We start from the raw sequence: 18,236 nt of genomic DNA on the forward strand, positions 1-18,236 counted from the left end.
TAACTTTCGCCAACCCCATTAAAAATCTGGCCAGATATCTAATGGGGTTGGTATCTCCCGGGGGCTATAAGCCTAGCGATTATCACCGCGTAAGGTAAGCACCTCTTCACGAAGTATTTCACTGTTGGCTTGCTTGGAGTCGATTGGCGAGCCGACGATGATATTGACCTTAGACCAAAAACGCTTCGGAATTTTGAGCAATGCCCGGCCACCTTCGCGGCTGAAATAGCTGCCCCAAAGCCCTTGTAGGGCAACAGGTACCACTGGCACCGGCGAGCGTTTGATAATAAGGTCGATGCCGCGCATGAACGGGGCCACTTCGCCATCGTAGGTCAATTGGCCTTCCGGGAACACGCAGACCACATCCCCCCGCTCGAGGTATTTGCTGACTTTGACAAAGGCTTTCATCACAGATTTCCTGTCAGTGGCGTCTATCGGGATCACCTTGCAGGCTTTGCAGAAGCTTCTGATCAGCGGCAAATTGTAGATATCACGATCCATCAAGAAGCGGATAGGCCGCGGGCAAGCCCCTGCCAGCAGTAGGGCATCCATATAACTGACATGGTTTGAGACGATGAGTACGCCGCCTTCAGTCGGTATATTGGCAAGATCCTTATGCTTCACACGATACATTGTGTGGCTTACCACCCACACCAAGAAACGCCAGAAGAAGTCTGGTGCTTGGGTATAGATATAGAGCACTACCACAAAGTTCAGCACCGACAAGAACAGGAAGAACAGCGGTATCGATAAGTCCAAGACCGAAAGGAATATGATGCCGCTGATAGCACTGACGACCATGAAAATCGCATTCCAGATATTATTGGCCGCAATGATTTGGGCACGCTCGTGCGATTGGGCGCGGTGCTGCATCATGGCATAGAGCGGTACGATGAAAATACCGCCCGAAACGCCAAGCAACGTCAATGAAACAAACACACCGAATAGCTCGGGGTGGGTAATAAACTCGATAATCGATAGCGTTTCCGGCATGGAGGCTGGGGTGGTAAACATCAGCCCTGCACCAAAGACGGTTATCCCCATGCTGCCCAACGGCACGATGCCCGGTTCTATGCGGTGGCCCGACAACCGGTCACAGAGCAGGGAGCCAACAGCAATGCCGATAGAAAATAGGGTCAGCAAGAAAGAGACGGCTGCTGCATTTCCGCCAAGGTAAAGCTTGGCAAAGTTAGGGAATTGGGTGAGATAACATGCCCCAAGGAACCAAAACCAACTGATCCCCATGATGCACTGAAAGACGGTTTTATCTTTGCGGGCAATCCCTAGCGTCAGGCGGGTTTGTTTCACCGGCTGCCATTTGAAGACCAAATCCGGGTTGCTCGGCTTGGCTTCCGGGATCCAACGCGAGCAAAGGAAACCAATGATTGCAAAAGTCACCACGCTAATGGCGGCGATGGTGGTGGCGTTGTCGGCATTGGCAATCACGCCAGCAAGCAGGGTACCGATCAGGATCGCGAGGAAAGTACCGGTCTCAACCAGCGCGTTGCCGGAAACCAGCTCTTCTTTGCGTAGGTGTTGCGGCAAAAGCGCATACTTGGCCGGGCCAAAAAAGGCCGACTGGGTACCCATAAGAAACAGTAATACAAGCAGTGCTGTGTAGCTCTCACTGATGAAGGCAATGGCAGCCAGCGACATGATCACAATTTCCGCCATTTTTACGATACGCATGATCTGTGCTTTATCGTATTTATCAGAGAGCACCCCGGCAGACGCCGAAAACAAAAAGAACGGCAGGATGAATAACCCAGCTGCGAGGTTGATCACCAGATCGCTGTCTAACGGCAGGGTCCCTGGCGCGGCAAAGGCAATTAGGATCAGTAAAACATTCTTGTAGATGTTGTCATTGAAAGCCCCAAGAGCCTGCGTAAGAAAATAAGGTAAAAAGCGCTGTTTGGTTAACAGCCTTGATTGGGGCTTTCCCGACATGCCTAACTCCGTTTAAGCTTTCCAGGCATTCATATAGGTGTTGAGCAAGTTATCGATCAACGCCTTGCCATCGACAGGGGTTGAGGTAAATAGCTTGTCATCCACCGTCAATAGAGTGATACCGTGAACACCAGACCATAGCACTCGGCTTGCTTCGAGTGTCTCTTCTTCTGTTAGTTTGGCATTAATTTGGCGAATCAGAGCTTCCAAAATACCGGTTAGGTTATCGATACGCTCTGATTGCCACTCCGGTAACTCTTCGCCGTTCATGGTATGTTGGAAAATCAACTGCCAGCGGTAGGGGTTTTGTGCGGCAAAATCAAGGTAGCAGTATGCTAATTTGCTCAGCGCGTCTTCAGGTGAACTGGCCTGTTGCATTTCAGCTTCGGCTGCGGCAAAGAGTTCATCAAGGGTTTGGGCGACGGCATGAAGCAATAATAGGTTGTAGTTGCCAAAAACATTCACCAAGGTACTTGGCACATAGCCAATCATCGCTGCGACCTTCCTTAGGCTTAGCTCATGGTGTGGGTGTTCGTTGAGAAAGTTTTTGACTTGCTCCAGTGTCATATTTACCAACTCTTCGCGAGTATGGTCGTTTCGTCTTGCCATCGAATTTTTACTCTTAATCGAATTCTGCTTATCTTGTTTATTGGCGGCATGTGTCAATGCCAATGGTCACAAAATAAGTATGGTGTCCCCGACATGCCTTGTCGTGGGAAATTATAGAACATTGTTCGATATTCTAGTGGTTACCGATCTATAAGATCAAGTTTTGGTTATTGATTGACTACATTTTACTGCTGATTTCTCAACTAGTTGTGACTTTAATCATCAATAAGTATTCGGTAGTGAATAATAACTATACACTACCGAAAAATCGTTAGGTAAATTTATAGGCGGGTTAGGCTCGGCGGGATTCGGTGTTCTTGATTGAAACTTGCTCATTCAAGGTCCAGAAGTCGACCAGAATACCAATCAAGAAAAAGCCGAAGGTGCAAAGGTATAAAATACCGGTTAGCCATTTGCCCATGTACATACGGTGAACGCCAAATACACCGAGGAAGGTTAGCAAGATCCAGGCAACGGTGTAGTCGGTATCGCCGCCCGTAAAGCGCAGATCGGCTTCTCTATCCATCGAGGGAACGAGGAATAGGTCGATGAGCCAGCCGATGCCAAATAGGCCAAGGGTGAAAAACCAGATGGTGCCCGTAACGGGTTTGCCGTAATAAAAGCGATGCGCGCCAGTGAACCCGAAGATCCAAAGTAAGTAACCAATTAGTTTACTGTGAGTGTCGTTCATTGAGCGTCCTGTAGTGTGAAAACGCGATTTCAGTCTGCATTATAGTCGTTGAATACTATAACTTTTGTCTATCCAATATTCACCTTTGATAAATATTAGTAACAATTTGCTTTGACGGTTTAGTTGACATTCAGTTCCAGCGGTTTACGATGCAATTTCCAATATGAGGCAAAGGTACTGATTTCTATGAAACGCTTCTTCACTGTTTTCACCTTGATCCTGACGGTGGCATTTGTCGCACCACAGGTTGAGGCGAAGAAATTTGGTGGCGGCAAGTCGTTTGGCAAGAGCTTTAAAACGGCTCCAGTAAAAAAACAACAGCCACAACAAACTAACACCCTAAACCAACAGCAAAAGCCTGGTGCGAACCAAGCTGCCCAATCCAGCAAGAAAGGTTTGATGGGCGGTCTACTTGGCGGCCTGCTAGCTGGTGGTCTACTAGCTGCATTCTTCGGCGGTGCATTCGAAGGTATCCAGTTCATGGATATTCTGATCTTCGGTTTGATTGCCTTTGTTATCTTCAAGCTGTTTAAAACCATGCGCGGCGCGAAATCAACGCCGATGGGTCACCGTGAGGCTTATGCCGGCAACTCCCCGCAGCAGAAGCAAGCTCAGTTCCGCCAGCAAGCTAACGGCATGAACGCCGGTGCAGCGCAGCAGGAAGAGTATGTTTCTACTGATAGCGAAGTACCGTTCAACCTGCCTCCTAGCTTTAACATGAACGCGTTCCTGAATGGTTCACGCGAGCACTACCGTAAGATTCAAGGTGCTTGGAACCACAATGAGCTGGAAACCATTCGCGAGTACGTGAGCCCTGCGTTGTTCAACGACTTGGCAGCAGAGCGCGCTAAGCTAGATGGCGAACAGCATACTGAAGTGATGTATGTGGATGCCGAGCTGGTACGTGCCGACTACGATGCGAACATCGCACAGCTAAGTATCAAGTTCTCTGGTCGTTATAAAGATCGTAACGAAGGCGTTGAAGAAGACATCACCGACGTGTGGCACTTGGAGCGTGATCTGCGTGCCCAAAATGCGCCATGGTTGATTGTTGGTATTCAAGCTTAATCTTTGACCAATAAGTAACTTTTTTGAAAAACCGCCCGTTGTGGCGGTTTTTTTATATCAAAAATTTGATCTTGCTCTCTCGCTGATTAGACGGGATATGATCTCGTCACCTAGTTTAATCTAGCTGACCCGCTAGTATTAATATCAAGCGAAATAACTTGAGAGAACACTATGCCATATAACGCAGATTTGGTTAACGAGCTGAACCTACTGGTCAAATTCCCGATGCACAGTGATTTGGAGGGGATCAAAGTACACAGCAATGCTGCACCGGAAATGGTTTCCGCTGCCCAGCGTCTGTATGCAAAGGGGCTAGTTACTAGCGAAGATGGTGGTTACCTGACGTTTTCTGGGCATCAAGCCGTTGAGCATGCCAAGTCGGTATTGCGCATTTTAACGGGCAAAATGGATCCGTAATAAGCGGAAATATGTTGTCGAATGCTAGTTGAAAGCATGACTTTAGGTCATGCTTTCTAGTTCTGTAATGTTGTCTATGGCTTGCTGCGAGCTTGAGCCGCAAAGCGATGGGCAGGCTTTAAACTGATGGCACACCGCCGGCCTTTCTGGCTGGCCAAAGATCTTACACAAGTTGTTTTCATTAAGCTGGATACAACGCACCCCTGCAGGCTTGCCTTTTGGCATGCCGGGAATAGGGGAAGAGATACTCGGGGCGATACAACACGCGCCACAACCTAATCGACAATCCATAACTCACCTACAATTATTGAAACGGTGCGAAACTTACCACTGTCGCTTGGTAGGATCAAAAAATATTCTGATTCATACTGGTGGAATGGCTCTAGATAATAATGAATCTTATTCACCCCATTAGTTTGGGCGGTATGAGCAGAATCGCTTGCACTTTGATGGTATGACGGCTATAAAACCGCCTCCGAGGTAATATCAACCCGCTTCGCCGGGAGGATAGGTTCAACAAAAGGCAGAGTGATGACACACTATTGGCAACAAAAAGATTTGAAGGAAATGACCGATCAGGAGTGGGAGGCACTGTGCGATGGCTGCGGTAAGTGCTGCTTGCATAAACTGATCGACGACGATACCGATGAAATCTACTACACCAATGTTGCTTGTAGCCTGCTGGATAACAACACCTGTTCGTGCAAAGACTACCCGAACCGCTTTGAGTCAGGCGAAGAGTGCTTGAAGCTAACCCGTGACCGTATCGATGAGTTCGTTTGGCTGCCTGAAACCTGCGCCTACCGCCTATTGGCCGAAGGTAAGGACCTACCTGAGTGGCACCCGCTACTTACCGGCTCCAAAGAAGCCATGCACAAGGCAGATGAATCGGTGCGCGATAAGATTGTCTATGAGATCGATGTTATCGACTGGGAAGATCATATTTTGAACCACCCGGAACGCTCATAATTGATCACCTGCGAGCAATGAGCAAAGCATACAGAAAGCCCGACTTGATGAAAGTCGGGCTTTTTCATTAAGTGGTGATAGCCACAAATTACGCTGTTTCTGCTACCTTGGTTGGCGCCGGGTTACGGATGAGGTAATCGAAAGCCCCCAGGCTTGCCTTGGCGCCTTCACCCATGGCGATAATGATCTGCTTGTATGGCACCGTGGTGACGTCACCTGCGGCAAACACGCCATTCATTGAGGTTGCGCCGTGTGCGTCGATTTCGATTTCACCACGCGGTGATAGCTCAACGTTAGTGCCTTTCAACCATTCGCTGTTTGGCATCAGGCCGATCTGGACAAAAATACCCGCCAGTTCGATTTGCTTCAGTTCGCCCGTATTGCGGTCTTTGTATTCAAGGCCGGTTACTCGGTTACCATCGCCCAGTACCTGGGTCGTTTGTGCCATCTTGATGATGTCGATGTTTGGTGTTGCGTTTGCCTTGTCAATCAGTACTTGGTCTGCTCGTAGCGTATCTGCGAACTCAAGCACGGTGACATGCTCCACGATACCTGCAAGGTCGATAGCAGCTTCGATACCGGAGTTTCCACCACCGATCACGGCTGTTTTCTTGCCTTTGAACAATGGACCATCACAGTGCGGACAGTAAGCCACGCCTTTGTTGCGGTATGCTTGCTCGCCAGGTACGTTCATTTCACGCCAGCGGGCACCTGTGCTGGTGATGACTGTACGCGCTTTTAAAACGGCTCCGCTTTCTAGCTCGACATGGATGTATCCGTCAGTGGTTTCTTCAGCGTCGATGATGTTAGCGGCGCGTTGCTCGGTGATCACCTCGACGCCATATTCTTTTACGTGCTCTTCAAGGCTTGCCACGAGCTTAGGGCCTGTTGTGGCTTTTACCGAGATAAAGTTCTCGATAGCCATGGTATCCATTACTTGGCCACCAAAACGTTCAGCGACGACACCGGTACGAATGCCTTTGCGGGCAGCATAGATTGCCGCTGACGATCCCGCAGGGCCGCCACCCACAACCAGTACATCAAAAGGTGGTTGCTGGCTTAGGTTGGCCGCTTTCTTCTCTGCGGCGCCAGAGTCCACTTTGTTCAGGATTTCAGCCAATGACATACGGCCTTGACCAAATAGCTCGCCGTTAATAAACACACTTGGCACTGCCATAATATCGCGAGATTTTACCTCGTCTTGGAAGGCTGCACCGTCAATCATGGTGGTTTTGATCAACGGGTTGATTGCCGACATCATGTTGAATGCTTGTACTACCTCTGGGCAGTTTTGGCACGACAGTGAAATGAAAACTTCAACATTTAGCGGCTGACTCAATGCCTTAATTTGCTCGATAGTGTCTGCTTCAAGTTTTATTGGGTGGCCACCGCTATGAAGGAGCGCGAGCACTAGAGAAGTAAACTCATGCCCCATCGGTAGGCCGGCAAAGCTAATTGAGGTGCCTTTTTCTTCATTGACAACCTGCATGATTGGCTGGCGCGTACTGGCGCTGTCATCACGGGTTACTTTGATTTTGTTGGTTAGTGAGGCAATGTCGTCTGCCAAGGCCTGAAGCTTGCTTGCTGTCTCGCTGCTATCCAAGCTAAGTATCAGTTGTACATCGGTTTTAAGGTTTTCTAGGTATGCTTTAAGCTGCTGCTTCATTGCTTGATCTAACATAATCGTGCCTGCTCTTAAATTCTGTTTTTTGGTATTGACCAATACCTTCTTGCTTTAAAGGAAAATAAAAAGGGGGCGCAAGTCGGCAAACATTGTGTGGGGTGGGTTGTCTATTCGATATGCGGATAGCTTGTTTGGGGCGGCACGCCCTGGCCCTTTAGGAGATAGGCCAAAGCGTGCCTGTCAAACTGAACAGTGTCCGCTATTCAGTTGATCTTAAATTTTACCAACTAGGTCTAGAGATGGTGCTAGCGTCTCTTCGCCTTCTTTCCATTTAGCCGGGCAAACTTCACCAGGGTTAGCCGCTACGTATTGTGCCGCTTTAACCTTGCGTAGTAGGTCGTCAGCATCACGGCCGATACCTTCAGCAGTGATTTCCATCGCCTGGATAACGCCTTCTGGGTCGATTAGGAATGTTGCACGGTCAGCTAGACCTTGGCCTTCACGCATTACGTTGAAGTTGTTAGTGATAGTGCCGGTTTGGTCGCCTACCATGAAGTACTCGATAGTGCCGATTTTGTCTGAAGTGTCGTGCCATGCTTTGTGAGAGAAGTGCGTATCCGTTGATACTGAGTAAACTTCCACACCGCGAGACTGAAGCTCAGCGTATTTTTCTTGCAGGTCAACAAGCTCTGTTGGGCATACAAAAGTGAAGTCTGCTGGGTAGAAGAAGAAGACTGCCCACTTACCTTTTACATCTTGCTCTGTGATTTCTACGAACTCGCCGTTTTTGAATGCAGTCGCCTGGAATGGTTTGATTTCTGTATTGATCATGCTTTAACTCTCTTTCTCATTTATCGTGTTTGACGCTGTCCCGCGTCGATGGAGATATAATGCATTGGCCCCGAAATTTTTTGAAATTGGACGTTCCAATCGATTTGATAGGCGAAACCTATACACGATAGGCATCGGCTATAGAGAGAAGCTATCGACACCAATTGCGTATGTTTAATGGGATAGAGAAAGGTGAAGGGGGAGGTAGCGGTCTTAGGTTGGGAAATAAAACAGACAAGCCCGGCTTGGTGAAAGCCGGGCTTGTGAATGGGGGCTCATTGTTCAAGGCTAAGCCGCGATAGCGCGGTGGGCATTTTCCAGCACTTCAACAATCGGTTTTGCGCGGTTGAGGCGGCGGATATCGGCAAACAGCGCCTTGGCTTCAGGGTATTCGTGGCGCAGGTAGGCGAACCATTGCTTAACCCTATTCGGGTAGTACAGGCCTTTGTCACCCTTGATTTCGTATTCCGAGTAGCGCAACAGCAGCGCAAGCACCTCGGCCCATGTCATCGGGGTTGCATTGTGTTTTACGACGTTACCGAGGTTCGGCAGGTTCAATGCGCCGCGACAAACCATCAGGGCATCGGTTTGGGTGGTGTCAAGGCAGCGTTGGCCGTCTTGGTAGTTCCATACCTCGCCGTTGGCGATGATGGGGATACGCACTTTGTCTTTTAGCTGGCGGATATATTCCCACTTGATGGTCTCGGCCTTGTAGCCATCCACCTTGGTTCGGGCGTGGACCACAATTTCATCACCGCCGGCCTGGGCGACGGCATCGGCGATGTCGAAGCAATGGGATGGATCGTCCCAGCCAAGGCGCACTTTGGCGGTAACCGGCAACCTTGGGTCGGTGGCTTCCCTTACTGACTTGACGATGTCGTACATCAACTGTGGGTCTTGCAGCAATACCGCGCCACCACGGCTTTTGTTTACCGCTTTGGCCGGGCAACCGAAGTTGATATCGATGCCGGACGAGCCGAGTTCAATGGCCCGGCGGGCGTTTTCTGCTAGCCAGTTAGGGTCTTGGCCAAGCAGCTGGACGCGCACCGGTGTGCCAGAGGCGGTTTTGCCGTTGTTGTAGAGTTCAGGGCAAAGGCGGTAGAAGACGCTATTGGGGAGCAATTGATCGACAACACGGACAAACTCGGTCACGCAGAGATCGTAGTCATTGATTTCGGTTAGCATCTCCCGCATCAGGTGATCAAGTACACCTTCCATCGGGCCTAAAATTACACGCATAGCATTTCTCGTCGCCAAGGCTAATAGTCGCTAGGGCACTAGACCCTAGGTTGGAGGCGAGATTTTAGTGGGTAACCGCGGGCTTGTCTAATAGCATCTTGCCGGAGACGATTTCGATAGGCGCCAATGTCCGGCTTTCGGCAGCCAGTGATAGCTCTAGCATGCGCCTTGCCACTCGCTCGGCTGGGATTGGGTCAAGATTGGCGAGCGGGCCGACAACGAGCGGGTGCAACGTATCGAAAATCCCTTGTACCAATTGCTCATCTTTGCGCGGGGCACTGCGCTCGCCCTTGAGTGGGCCGGGACGGACAAAGACGCAGTGGTCAAAGTGCATGGCCGAAAGGGCTTTTTCCATCTTGCCTTTGCAGCGAAGGTAGTGCGAGGGTGACCAAGGGCTGGCAAATAGGCTTGAAATTACCACGATATGCTTAACCCCGATCATCTGCATGGTATGGGCGACGTCCTTGACCAGTTGGTAGTCAACCGCTTCCAATGCTTGCTTACTGCCGGCCTGTTTCTTGGTGGTGCCCAAGCAGATAAAGCCGATATTGGGGGTCGGTGAGGACTCTTCCCAATCGGTGATCCTCAGCTCGGGGTGAATCAGTTGCTTGAGCTTGGCGCTGCGAAATGGCAGTTCCCGACGGGCCAGTGAGTAGACGGTACTGAAGTTAGGGTGGCTTAACAGAAGGTGCAGCAACTCGTCTCCAACGAGACCACTTGCACCGGCAATAATGGCGGTCGACATATGAAACTGCATCCTAATGTTGGGTTAAACTTAATCATTTTTGCCACTGTTCAAACAGAAGTTCAACTATTTTGTCGATTTTTCACAGATTTACTGAGGCAACTCAACTTACTGAAAAGGCTAGTTTGTTTTTTCCTATCTGGCTAACCAGAAAGCGGCCTCGTCGCTGTGAGGCTAAATCTATTCAAGTTTGAGAGAGAGTGGGTATAATCTGCGCCAACTATGAAGTAACGAGATAGAACACCATGACAGAACTAATGACGCTACCGGCACAATGGGAAGGCATGCCTGCCACATTCATCGAAGGTGCGCTTTTGGCTGCCAATGCCAACCCTAAGCCGCTAGAGCCAGAAACATGGCTACCGCTATTGGTGACAGGTGGTGTGGAAGAAGATGCGCCTGTTGAGCTAAATAGCGACGATAAAACGGCTATCTTGAATCACTTTGAAATGCAGTACCGCTACATCAAAGCCGGTGAATATGTGTTGCCAGAACAAGTTAGCTGGCAGCCGGAGCAAGGCGTGACTGAGGAGCTGGCCCAGTTTGCCGAAGGCTTTCTGACGGTATGGCCAGTGATTGAGCCAAACTGGGCTGAGCAGCCAATGTCGGATGGTACCATGCGCATGCTGTCGGCGCTGCTGACTACTTTGATGTTGATGATGGACGAAGCGTCTATGTTGCAGCAAATGGAAGATGCGGGTGTGACAGGCATGCCTGAGCCTGAAGCGCTTTATGCCCAATTGCCTTTGATGCTACCGGAAGTGGTGATGGCCGCGGATGAAATGCAACAAGGTGCGGCAGCCCAAGCGGTAAACCCATACAAAGATACAGGCCGTAACGATGCCTGCCCGTGTGGTAGTGGTAAGAAGTTCAAGCAGTGCTGCGGTAAGTAACTGATGGCAGAACAACCAGGTACCACTGAACGAGCAGTGATATTGGTCGTGGCCGGTGTGATTGAAAAGCGAGGCCAATACTTGCTGGCTCAGCGCTTGGACGGTGCGAGCCAAGGCGGGCTGTGGGAGTTCCCCGGTGGTAAGGTCGAGCGGTCGGAAACACCTGAGCAAGCGTTGGAACGCGAGCTGGGTGAGGAACTGGCCATCGAGACGAAAACCGGGCAGTTCTTGGCTGACAGCATTTTTGATTACGGTGATAAGGTTATCCACCTCAAGGGCTACCTGTCACACTGGTTAGCGGGGGAGTTGGTGATGCACAGCCACCAAGATGCGGTGTGGGTCGATTTGGCCGATATCGACCGCTATCCACTGTGTCCTGCCGATTTACCTATTGTTGAAGCATTGAAAAAGCGGTAGCCCCATTTCTCTTCAAGGTAGAAGTTTTGAGGCAAAAGAAAAAGCGAGCAGCCAAGGGTCTGTTGACCGTTAGGGCTACTCGCTTTTTTTATGAGCTGCTCTTGAGTGGTATTGAGCTTAGTCCTCTTTCGTACCAAGGAACTGGGCAACCACAATGATAGCCAATGCAGCAAGGTTAGCGGCGAAAATGATCACCAGCCATTGCGGCATTGATTGGCCCAGGAATTGCCAAACCACTTTGGCGCAGTCGCCGTTGGCCTCGAACATCCAAGGTACCCACTTATTCAGCGGTGCCCAGTCAGGGAAGGTCACGAACAGATCGCAAGTGGCGAACGGGGACGGATTGAATTGGTAGCCAACATGCTCCTGTGCCAATGCCAGGCCGCTGTATGCCGTATAGCCCCATGCCGCCAGGCCTGACCAACGGATAATGGCATTTTGCGGGGCAATCATACCCAGCAGCGCGGCAAAGCCGATCCCCATCATCGCGACACGCTCGTAAATACACATGACGCAAGGGTCAAGCTTCATCACGTGCTGGAAGAACAACGCGGCGGCCTCAAAGAAGATCACGAACGCGAACAGCAAAAACCAAGATAGGCGACTTTTCGAAAAGGTATACAGAAAGTGCATGGTGTGCATCCAATCAACAATATAAATAAAAATCGATTACCGACTGAAGGCGGAATCTAATAAAACAAAGCCCTGAATAATCAGGGCTTTGATCTGTTATTACTGACATTAATCTTTACGAAAGATTCAATTAATGTCCAGCAGCAGGTGCAATTTGTGTGGCAACTTCTGCAGCATGGGTCAACCAACCCATGTCATAGAACCATTGGGTCATCGGCACTAGGGTAAATTCGATACACGCCAAGCCAACAATCGATAGCACGATGGTGTATGGCAGCGCCATGTATACCATGCGGCCGTATGACAAGCGGATAAGCGGTGCCAGTGCCGATGTCAGTGCGAATAGGAATGCAGCCTGGCCGTTCGGTGTTGCAACCGAAGGTAGGTTCGTACCGGTGTTGATGGCTACGGCTAGCATATCGAACTGATCACGGGTGATGATGCCGTCGACAAGGGCAGCCTTCACTTCGTTGATGTACACCGTACCGACGAATACGTTATCAGATACCATCGAAAGCAGACCGTTAGCAATGTAGAACATGGTCATCTGCATGCTGCCTTCTAGGCTCAGTACCATCGTAATGATCGGCGCAAAAAGCTGCTGGTCGATGATAACGGCCACAATGGAGAAGAAAACGGCCAATAGCGCGGTGAACGGTAGTGCTTCTTCAAACGCTTTACCAAGGGCATGTTCGTCGGTAATACCGGTGAACGAGGTCGCGAGGATAATCACGGTCAAGCCAATCAGGCCAACCGCAGCCAAGTGCAGGGCTAGGCCGACAATAAGCCAAACAGCGATAATCACTTGGATCCAAAGTTTCGCGTAGTCGATGTTGGTACGGCGCTTGCGTTCTTCGTTGTCGTAATCAACCAGGATCTTACGAACGTTTTCAGGCAACTTAGAACCGTAGCCGCAAATTTGGAATTTTTCGACCAACACACAGGTTAAAATACCGCAGAAGAACACGGGTAGCGTCACAGGCAGCATACGCATGATGAACTCGCCAAATAACCAACCGGCCTGATCGGCGATGATCAAGTTTTGCGGTTCACCCACCATGGTCATTACACCACCCAGCGCAGTACCGACACCCGCATGCATCAGTAGGCTACGTAGGAAGGCACGGTAGTTTTCCAGATCGTCACGGCTGACTTCGCGAATGTGCTTGTCTGTGGTGTGGTCGTGGGAAGCATGCGGTTCTTGGCCAGAAGCAACCTTGTGGTAGATGCTGTAGAAGCCGATGGTCACGCTGATCACCACCGCGATAACGGTTAGGGCATCAAGGAACGCGGACAGAAAAGCCGACATCACACAGAAAGCGAGTGACAGTAGGGTTTTGGAACGAATACCGATCAGTATCTTGGTGAAGATATAGAGCAGTAATTGTTTCATAAAGTAAATGCCAGCAACCATGAAGATCAGTAGCAAGAGCACTTCAATGTTCGCCACGATTTCGTGCTTGACCATCTCGGGGCTGGTCATGCCGATGGCGACGGCCTCGATGGCAAGCAAACCACCGGGTTGCAGCGGGTAACATTTGAGGGCCATGGCGAGGGTAAAGATGAATTCAATAACCAGTAGCCAGCCAGCGACAAATGGGTCAACAAAGAAGAAGACGATTGGGTTGATGATCAGGAAGGCGATGATTGATACTTTGTACCAGTCGGGGGCTTTTCCTAAAAAGTTCTTAATGAAGGCGTTCCGTAGCGAAATTGCCATTGTTTCGAGTCTCTTAAAAAATATACGCAATAGTTGTTGAGCTGCGTGCTACATTGCCTTTTATAGTCCGAGATCGAGATAACCATTTGTTATTATGTTGGTTAAGTGTTCTTTAGAGACCCTCTAAGCTAAAGACCATATCCCTTATGGTGTTTAACTTAAAGCAGGCAGCAGCATCCATTCAGCTCCCAGATCGTGCTAACTGTACCGTGTGATCTTGATCAGTCAAGTACTAGGTTGAGAACTTATTTAATATTGTGAAAATTCATCAAAAAACGTGTGTGACACACGCTTTTCGCACGACCGGCTGAAATATATGCTTACACCTTTCAGAATACGTTGAGCTTCATCAAATTTATAACTGTTGATGCAAAGATAATATTGCTAGCAAGCGAATGATTGTTATGTGCATATTCTGTAAGGGTTTATTCAACCCGAAATATAGCCTGTGGTTATGTGTTACCGTGGGGGATTAGTCTGCGTGATGCCCCTTGTGTGGCGGGAGTCACTTGTATTTAGGTAGGCAATCAATTCATACTAGTGGTATGATGAGTTAATAAAAAATTAGCAAGAAGCAACCGGAAAATTAATCAGATGGTAATAAAGGCTGATAGCCCAGCAACATTTGCTGAGAAATATATCATAGAGAGTATCTGGAATAATCACTTCCCTCAGGGCTCTATTCTACCTGCAGAGCGCGAGTTATCCGAGCTTATTGGTGTAACCCGAACCACGTTACGTGAAGTATTGCAAAGACTTGCCCGTGATGGTTGGCTAACTATCCAACATGGTAAACCAACCCGTGTGAACAATTACATGGATACCTCGGGGCTAAGCATTCTGGATACCTTGATTACCCTAGATGGACAGGATGTTCAGGGCGTGTTGGAAGACTTGCTTTCGGCGCGTACCGATATCAGTAGTGTTTACATGCGTTACGCCATTAAGGGTAACCATGAAGAATCAAGCCAACTGCTTGGGCACATTATTCAAGAGTGCGAGACACTACTTAAAGCTGATAGCTTTGCCGACTTTGTTGAGAACAGCGAAGATAAAGCTGAGCTGATGCAAGAAGTGAAAAAGATCGTTGATAAGTACGGCAAGGATGATCCTGAGTTGTGTGAAGCAATTTGCCGTGCTCGTGCATTTAACTACTTCGACTACCGTATGTTCCAGGGTATGGCGGCAAAATCGGGCAATACCTTGTATGTATTGACGATTAACGGCCTGCGTAAAATCTATACCCGTGTTGGTGGTTACTACTTTATGTCTAAGGAAGCGTGTGAACTAGCGCTTGGCTTCTACCGTGATATGAAGTCTTACTGTGATAGCCAGCAGCCTGAAATAGTGGCTGACCGTATTCGTAATTACGGACGCGAAAGTGGTGCTATCTGGTATGCCAACCGTATTGAAATCGCCCGCTACTTGTACGAAGAAGAGCAGTAATCGGATTTCATTGCTGGCACGCGACTAGCGTCTAAGCAAAGCCCCTTCTTGTTGTGATACCTTCTTGTTGTGATAATTGGGGGGCAACAGACAAAGAAAAGCGAGAACCATTGGTTCTCGCTTTTTTCTTTTTATCTATCAAGAATGATTACATATCACTGTTGTACTGGTTGCGAGTCGGGCAAGTCCCCAAAATTTGGGTACGTCCGTCAGGCAGCTCCTCTTCCAGGGTGACGTCAAAGCCCCATAATCGGTACATGTGCTTCAGCACTTCCTGGTGGCTATCCGCTAACGGGATGCGGTTATGCGGTACATAACGCAAGGTTAACGATCGGTCACCCTTCAGTGCCACATTCCAAACCTGAATATTTGGTTCTTTGTTACTTAAATTATACTGGGACGACAGCTTCTCACGAATAGCGCGGTAGCCCTCTTCGTTGTGAATCGCACTCACCTCAACATAGTTATGCCTATCATCGTCATTGACGGCAAACAGTTTGAAATCACGGATCACTTTCGGTGACAAGAACTGGCTTATAAAGCTCTCGTCCTTGAAGTTCTCCATCGCAAAGTGCAAGGTTTCAAGCCAGTCTTTACCGGCAATATCCGGGAACCAGTACTTATCTTCCTCCGTCGGGTTCTCACAGATCCGGCGAATATCCTGGAACATGGCAAACCCTAGTGCATATGGGTTGATCCCACTGTAATAGGGGCTGTTGTACTCAGGCTGAGCCACCACATTGGTGTGGCTGTGCAAGAACTCAATGATAAAGCGATCGGTAACCAACCCCTCGTCATAAAGATGATTGAGAATGGTGTAGTGCCAGAATGTTGCCCACCCTTCGTTCATTACCTGGGTTTGCTTCTGCGGGTAGAAGTACTGGCTAACCTTGCGGACAATCCGCACAATTTCCCGTTGCCAAGGCTCTAGCAAGGGAGCATGTTTCTCTATGAAGTAGAGAATATTCTCTTGCGGATCGGCCGGGAACCGAATCTCTTCTGAGACCTCTTCTTCTTCCTGCTGAATGGGCAGGGTACGCCACAGGGCATTGACCTGTGTTTGAAGGTAGTCTTCCCGTGCTTGCTGCCTTGCCTTCTCCTCCACCATTGAAATACGTTCCGGACGCTTATAGCGGTCGACACCGTAGTTCATAAGGGCATGGCACGAGTCGAGCAAGCGCTCGACATCATCGACGCCATATTTTTCTTCACACTCAGTAATATACTTACGAGCAAAAAGCAGGTAATCGACAATCGAACTGGCATCAGTCCAGGTTTTAAATAGATAGTTTCCTTTGAAAAAAGAGTTATGTCCGTAACAAGCATGGGCCATAACCAATGCTTGCATTGTGATGGTGTTCTCTTCCATCAGATAGGAAATACAGGGATCGGAGTTAATCACGATCTCGTATGCCAGACCCATCTGACCATGCTTGTAGCCTCGCTCTGTTTCGATAAAGCGCTTACCAAACGACCAGTGGTGGTAGTTGATAGGCATACCGATACTGGAGTAGGCGTCCATCATTTGTTCAGCAGTGATGATCTCGATCTGATTGGGGTAGGCGTCTAGCCGATAGTGATCGGCTACACGCTTTATTTCTTTGTGGTATTGATCAAGCAGATCAAACGTCCAATCAGGACCGTCACTGAGTGCCTTTGACTTCGTATTTGTCTCCATAGCACACTCCCCTAAAGCGATGTTAATTCACTTGCTTCTTAAATAGCTCCCGGAATACAGGGAATATGTCTTCAACGCTTCTAATGTTCTGCATCGCAAAATTACTATGGCTGCCCTGTAGGGCCTCGTATTCCCGCCATAGTGTTTGGTGTGCTCGGCGAGTGATCTCAATGTATGAGTAGTAGCGGGTAACTGGCAGTATTTGTTTGTCCAGTAACTCCCTACAGCCCGGAGAATCGTCCGCCCAGTTATCACCATCGGAAGCCTGAGCCGCATAGATGTTCCATTCTGCGGGCGAGTAGCGCTTCTTGATGATGTCATCCATCATTCGCAGGGCGCTGGACACAATGGTGCCACCGGTTTCTTGGGAGTAGAAGAACTCATGCTCATCCACTTCTTTTGCCTGCGTATGGTGGCGAATAAACACCACATCAACGTTTTTGTAGGTTCGGTTTAAGAACAAGTACAACAAGATATAGAAACGCTTTGCCATATCTTTGGTCGCCTGATCCATCGAGCCGGACACATCCATCAAGCAAAACATGACGGCTTGGCTGGTGGGTTGCGGGCGACGCTCGTAGTTTTTGTAGCGTAAATCGAAGGTATCAATAAACGGTACACTACTGATCTTCTGGCGTAGCGCTTGAATTTCCTGCTTCACCCTTTCTTCTTCAAAAGGCTGTGCTGGTTCAGTGTTCATCAGCAGGTCGAGGGTTTGTTCCAACTCACGAAGCTGGCGGCGTTTTGCTGCCGTCATCGCTGTGCGGCGTGCCAATGAATTCTGCAATGATTTAACAATCGCAATATTGGCCGGTACACCTGATGACTTATAGCCCGAGCGGAATGTCTTCCATTCGACGATCTTGTTCAGCTGATTCTTTTCAAGGTTTGGTAATTCCAAGTCTTCAAAGAGCAGATCTAGGTACTCGTCTTTGGATATTTGGAATACGAACTCATCCTGACCTTCACCATCCGGGCTTGCCTGTCCTTCACCGGCACCGCCTTGTCCGCCCCCTCCTTGGGGGCGTTCAATACGGTCTCCAGGGCTGAACTGGTCGTTGCCCGGGTGGACAACTTCACGTTGTCCACCGCGTCCTTGGTGAAAGCTTGGCTCGCTGATATCGCGGGAAGGAATTGCAATATCCTCACCGCTTTCAACATCGGTAATCGAGCGCTTGTTCACCGCATCAGCAATCGATTCTTTGATCTGCTGTTTGTGGCGGCGTAAAAAGCGCTGGCGGTTTACCGTGCTTTTATTTTTACCGTTGAGCCTGCGGTCTATGAAATGCGCCATAAGCTCCCCCCTTAT

At 49.2% G+C, this 18,236-nt stretch carries 18 protein-coding genes; 6 read left to right on the plus strand and 12 right to left on the minus strand.

Features of this window, described 5'->3' with window-relative positions:
• Positions 1-72 precede the first annotated feature (72 nt).
• The 3 genes from C9I98_RS03390 to C9I98_RS03400 form a co-directional block, all read right to left on the minus strand.
• Entirely contained in the window at positions 73-1,947 is a 1,875-nt protein-coding gene (locus C9I98_RS03390; protein ID WP_036816921.1) for an MFS transporter, read from the minus strand.
• 12 nt (positions 1,948-1,959) lie between these two features.
• The gene (locus C9I98_RS03395; RefSeq protein ID WP_036816943.1) at positions 1,960-2,556 is read right to left on the minus strand and encodes a TetR/AcrR family transcriptional regulator; all 597 of its coding nucleotides are present in this window, start codon (positions 2,554-2,556) and stop codon (positions 1,960-1,962) included.
• Positions 2,557-2,848: 292 nt separating this feature from the next.
• On the minus strand, positions 2,849-3,247 hold the full coding sequence (locus tag C9I98_RS03400; RefSeq protein WP_036816923.1) for an NINE protein: 399 nt from the start codon (positions 3,245-3,247) through the stop codon (positions 2,849-2,851).
• A 186-nt stretch (positions 3,248-3,433) separates the two neighbouring features.
• Between C9I98_RS03400 and C9I98_RS03405 the strand changes: the two genes are divergently transcribed.
• Together C9I98_RS03405 and C9I98_RS03410 are read left to right on the plus strand one after the other, a co-directional pair.
• Complete coding sequence (locus C9I98_RS03405) at positions 3,434-4,315, plus strand: Tim44 domain-containing protein (RefSeq protein WP_036816926.1); 882 nt, start codon at positions 3,434-3,436, stop codon at positions 4,313-4,315.
• A 171-nt stretch (positions 4,316-4,486) separates the two neighbouring features.
• On the plus strand, positions 4,487-4,732 hold the full coding sequence (locus C9I98_RS03410) for a TIGR02647 family protein (RefSeq protein WP_036816929.1): 246 nt from the start codon (positions 4,487-4,489) through the stop codon (positions 4,730-4,732).
• A gap of 42 nt (positions 4,733-4,774) precedes the next feature.
• On the opposite strand, the gene C9I98_RS03415 is transcribed toward C9I98_RS03410, so the two are convergent.
• A complete protein-coding gene (locus tag C9I98_RS03415; RefSeq protein WP_036816931.1) occupies positions 4,775-5,023 on the minus strand; it encodes a YkgJ family cysteine cluster protein in 249 nt (82 codons plus the stop codon).
• A gap of 240 nt (positions 5,024-5,263) precedes the next feature.
• Here C9I98_RS03415 and C9I98_RS03420 point away from each other — a divergent pair, with 240 nt between their 5' ends.
• On the plus strand, positions 5,264-5,701 hold the full coding sequence (locus C9I98_RS03420; RefSeq protein ID WP_081878825.1) for a YcgN family cysteine cluster protein: 438 nt from the start codon (positions 5,264-5,266) through the stop codon (positions 5,699-5,701).
• Between the two features lie 88 nt (positions 5,702-5,789).
• On the opposite strand, the gene ahpF is transcribed toward C9I98_RS03420, so the two are convergent.
• The 4 genes from ahpF to C9I98_RS03440 all read right to left on the minus strand — a co-directional run bounded on the left by ahpF (position 5,790) and on the right by C9I98_RS03440 (position 10,152).
• Positions 5,790-7,382, minus strand: a complete 1,593-nt coding sequence (ahpF, locus tag C9I98_RS03425) for an alkyl hydroperoxide reductase subunit F (RefSeq protein ID WP_036816935.1) — start codon at positions 7,380-7,382, stop codon at positions 5,790-5,792.
• A gap of 216 nt (positions 7,383-7,598) precedes the next feature.
• Positions 7,599-8,156, minus strand: a complete 558-nt coding sequence (gene ahpC / locus C9I98_RS03430; protein ID WP_036816937.1) for an alkyl hydroperoxide reductase subunit C — start codon at positions 8,154-8,156, stop codon at positions 7,599-7,601.
• Positions 8,157-8,444: 288 nt separating this feature from the next.
• Positions 8,445-9,395: a tRNA dihydrouridine(16) synthase DusC gene (gene dusC, locus C9I98_RS03435; RefSeq protein ID WP_107271580.1), complete on the minus strand. Its 951-nt coding sequence runs from the start codon at positions 9,393-9,395 to the stop codon at positions 8,445-8,447.
• 64 nt (positions 9,396-9,459) lie between these two features.
• On the minus strand, positions 9,460-10,152 hold the full coding sequence (locus C9I98_RS03440) for an NAD(P)H-binding protein (RefSeq protein ID WP_036830718.1): 693 nt from the start codon (positions 10,150-10,152) through the stop codon (positions 9,460-9,462).
• Positions 10,153-10,385: 233 nt separating this feature from the next.
• On the opposite strand from C9I98_RS03440, the gene C9I98_RS03445 reads away from it, so the two are divergent.
• Positions 10,386-11,033: an SEC-C metal-binding domain-containing protein gene (locus tag C9I98_RS03445; protein ID WP_036828542.1), complete on the plus strand. Its 648-nt coding sequence runs from the start codon at positions 10,386-10,388 to the stop codon at positions 11,031-11,033.
• Between the two features lie 3 nt (positions 11,034-11,036).
• On the plus strand, positions 11,037-11,450 hold the full coding sequence (locus tag C9I98_RS03450; protein WP_107271581.1) for a (deoxy)nucleoside triphosphate pyrophosphohydrolase: 414 nt from the start codon (positions 11,037-11,039) through the stop codon (positions 11,448-11,450).
• Positions 11,451-11,567: 117 nt separating this feature from the next.
• On the opposite strand, the gene dsbB is transcribed toward C9I98_RS03450, so the two are convergent.
• Positions 11,568-12,083, minus strand: coding sequence for a disulfide bond formation protein DsbB (gene dsbB, locus C9I98_RS03455; RefSeq protein WP_036829109.1), 516 nt, complete (start codon positions 12,081-12,083; stop codon positions 11,568-11,570).
• A gap of 130 nt (positions 12,084-12,213) precedes the next feature.
• On the minus strand, positions 12,214-13,803 hold the full coding sequence (gene nhaB, locus C9I98_RS03460) for a Na(+)/H(+) antiporter NhaB (protein WP_036824191.1): 1,590 nt from the start codon (positions 13,801-13,803) through the stop codon (positions 12,214-12,216).
• A gap of 594 nt (positions 13,804-14,397) precedes the next feature.
• Here nhaB and fadR point away from each other — a divergent pair.
• On the plus strand, positions 14,398-15,249 hold the full coding sequence (gene fadR, locus C9I98_RS03465; RefSeq protein WP_036824194.1) for a fatty acid metabolism transcriptional regulator FadR: 852 nt from the start codon (positions 14,398-14,400) through the stop codon (positions 15,247-15,249).
• Between the two features lie 148 nt (positions 15,250-15,397).
• On the opposite strand, the gene C9I98_RS03470 is transcribed toward fadR, so the two are convergent.
• Positions 15,398-16,927, minus strand: a complete 1,530-nt coding sequence (locus C9I98_RS03470) for a SpoVR family protein (protein WP_107271583.1) — start codon at positions 16,925-16,927, stop codon at positions 15,398-15,400.
• Positions 16,928-16,949: 22 nt separating this feature from the next.
• The gene (locus C9I98_RS03475) at positions 16,950-18,221 is read right to left on the minus strand and encodes a YeaH/YhbH family protein (protein ID WP_107271584.1); all 1,272 of its coding nucleotides are present in this window, start codon (positions 18,219-18,221) and stop codon (positions 16,950-16,952) included.
• Positions 18,222-18,236: the final 15 nt, after the last annotated feature.

The sequence above is a fragment of the Photobacterium sanctipauli genome (assembly GCF_003026495.1).
In the GTDB taxonomy this organism is placed as follows: Bacteria; Pseudomonadota; Gammaproteobacteria; order Enterobacterales; family Vibrionaceae; genus Photobacterium; species Photobacterium sanctipauli.

What these genes read in the sequence shown, in the direction of transcription:
- C9I98_RS03390 (WP_036816921.1), bottom strand. Translation starts at nt 1,947, where the DNA reads ATGTCGGGAAAGCCCCAATCAAGGCTGTTAACCAAACAGCGCTTTTTA.
- C9I98_RS03395 (WP_036816943.1), bottom strand. Translation starts at nt 2,556, where the DNA reads ATGGCAAGACGAAACGACCATACTCGCGAAGAGTTGGTAAATATGACA.
- C9I98_RS03400 (WP_036816923.1), bottom strand. Translation starts at nt 3,247, where the DNA reads ATGAACGACACTCACAGTAAACTAATTGGTTACTTACTTTGGATCTTC.
- C9I98_RS03405 (WP_036816926.1), top strand. Translation starts at nt 3,434, where the DNA reads ATGAAACGCTTCTTCACTGTTTTCACCTTGATCCTGACGGTGGCATTT.
- C9I98_RS03410 (WP_036816929.1), top strand. Translation starts at nt 4,487, where the DNA reads ATGCCATATAACGCAGATTTGGTTAACGAGCTGAACCTACTGGTCAAA.
- C9I98_RS03415 (WP_036816931.1), bottom strand. Translation starts at nt 5,023, where the DNA reads ATGGATTGTCGATTAGGTTGTGGCGCGTGTTGTATCGCCCCGAGTATC.
- C9I98_RS03420 (WP_081878825.1), top strand. Translation starts at nt 5,264, where the DNA reads ATGACACACTATTGGCAACAAAAAGATTTGAAGGAAATGACCGATCAG.
- ahpF (WP_036816935.1), bottom strand. Translation starts at nt 7,382, where the DNA reads ATGTTAGATCAAGCAATGAAGCAGCAGCTTAAAGCATACCTAGAAAAC.
- ahpC (WP_036816937.1), bottom strand. Translation starts at nt 8,156, where the DNA reads ATGATCAATACAGAAATCAAACCATTCCAGGCGACTGCATTCAAAAAC.
- dusC (WP_107271580.1), bottom strand. Translation starts at nt 9,395, where the DNA reads ATGCGTGTAATTTTAGGCCCGATGGAAGGTGTACTTGATCACCTGATG.
- C9I98_RS03440 (WP_036830718.1), bottom strand. Translation starts at nt 10,152, where the DNA reads ATGCAGTTTCATATGTCGACCGCCATTATTGCCGGTGCAAGTGGTCTC.
- C9I98_RS03445 (WP_036828542.1), top strand. Translation starts at nt 10,386, where the DNA reads ATGACAGAACTAATGACGCTACCGGCACAATGGGAAGGCATGCCTGCC.
- C9I98_RS03450 (WP_107271581.1), top strand. Translation starts at nt 11,037, where the DNA reads ATGGCAGAACAACCAGGTACCACTGAACGAGCAGTGATATTGGTCGTG.
- dsbB (WP_036829109.1), bottom strand. Translation starts at nt 12,083, where the DNA reads ATGCACTTTCTGTATACCTTTTCGAAAAGTCGCCTATCTTGGTTTTTG.
- nhaB (WP_036824191.1), bottom strand. Translation starts at nt 13,803, where the DNA reads ATGGCAATTTCGCTACGGAACGCCTTCATTAAGAACTTTTTAGGAAAA.
- fadR (WP_036824194.1), top strand. Translation starts at nt 14,398, where the DNA reads ATGGTAATAAAGGCTGATAGCCCAGCAACATTTGCTGAGAAATATATC.
- C9I98_RS03470 (WP_107271583.1), bottom strand. Translation starts at nt 16,927, where the DNA reads ATGGAGACAAATACGAAGTCAAAGGCACTCAGTGACGGTCCTGATTGG.
- C9I98_RS03475 (WP_107271584.1), bottom strand. Translation starts at nt 18,221, where the DNA reads ATGGCGCATTTCATAGACCGCAGGCTCAACGGTAAAAATAAAAGCACG.